At 47.7% G+C, this 1298-nt stretch carries 1 protein-coding gene; it reads left to right on the top strand.

Features of this window, described 5'->3' with window-relative positions; genetic code table 11:
• The first annotated feature begins 35 nt into the window (after positions 1–35).
• Complete coding sequence (locus tag NMC31_RS26030) at positions 36–1040, top strand: IS110-like element IS4321 family transposase (RefSeq protein ID WP_000427623.1); 1005 nt, start codon at positions 36–38, stop codon at positions 1038–1040.
• Positions 1041–1298: the final 258 nt, after the last annotated feature.

The following is a 1298-nucleotide window of genomic DNA, read 5'->3' as shown; positions in this document are numbered from 1 at the left end:
TATGCTGAGGACAGGCTTTCATTCGGAGAACTATCATGGAAAACATTGCGCTCATTGGTATCGATCTGGGTAAAAACTCTTTCCATATTCATTGCCAGGATCGTCGCGGGAAGGCTGTTTACCGTAAAAAATTTACCCGGCCAAAGTTGATCGAATTTTTGGCGACATGCCCCGCTACAACCATCGCAATGGAAGCCTGTGGCGGTTCTCACTTTATGGCACGCAAGTTGGAAGAGTTGGGGCATTCCCCAAAGCTGATATCACCACAATTTGTCCGCCCGTTCGTTAAAAGCAATAAAAACGACTTTGTCGACGCCGAAGCTATTTGTGAAGCTGCATCGCGTCCGTCTATGCGTTTTGTGCAGCCCAGAACGGAATCTCAGCAGGCAATGCGGGCTCTGCATCGTGTCCGTGAATCCCTGGTTCAGGATAAGGTAAAAACAACCAATCAAATGCATGCTTTTCTGCTGGAATTTGGCATTAGCGTTCCCCGAGGAGCTGCCGTTATTAGCCGACTGAGTACCATTCTTGAGGATAATAGTTTGCCTCTTTACCTCAGCCAGTTATTGCTGAAATTACAACAGCATTATCACTATCTTGTTGAGCAGATTAAAGATTTGGAATCCCAGTTGAAACGAAAGTTGGACGAAGATGAGGTTGGACAGCGCTTGCTGAGCATTCCCTGCGTCGGAACACTGACAGCGAGTACTATTTCAACTGAGATTGGCGACGGGAAGCAGTACGCCAGCAGCCGTGACTTTGCGGCGGCAACAGGGCTTGTACCTCGGCAGTACAGCACGGGAGGTAGGACGACATTGCTGGGAATTAGTAAGCGAGGTAATAAAAAGATCCGAACTTTGTTGGTTCAATGTGCCAGGGTATTCATACAAAAACTGGAACACCAGTCTGGCAAATTGGCCGATTGGGTCAGGGATTTACTGTGCCGGAAAAGCAACTTTGTCGTCACTTGTGCTCTGGCAAACAAGCTGGCCAGAATAGCCTGGGCCCTAACGGCACGACAGCAAACTTATGTAGCATAACGGCAGAAATACACCGGTTTAAAGAATTACTGATCTGGTTTTGCGAATACTGATATTGATGATACTAACGGCCCACCGGCCTGTTGAGGAACCTGTAAAACGGAAAGGCTCATTGAAGCCGTATATTTTCTGGAGGTTCATCAGGCGCGGAACTCATCAAGGCGCGGGAATAAAATCCCATTCAGACGCCGGATAGATTCAAGCAAGCCAACTTGTCGTCAAAATCGGTGTTGCAAAAACGGGAGTGACCATAGATTC

Source organism: Pseudocitrobacter vendiensis, from assembly GCF_943590815.1.
Classification (GTDB): Bacteria; Pseudomonadota; Gammaproteobacteria; order Enterobacterales; family Enterobacteriaceae; genus Pseudocitrobacter; species Pseudocitrobacter vendiensis.
The sequence above is the reverse complement of the archived record's forward strand: the minus strand, read 5'-3'. Positions and strand labels throughout refer to the sequence as shown.

What these genes read in the sequence shown, in the direction of transcription:
- NMC31_RS26030 (WP_000427623.1), top strand. Translation starts at nt 36, where the DNA reads ATGGAAAACATTGCGCTCATTGGTATCGATCTGGGTAAAAACTCTTTC.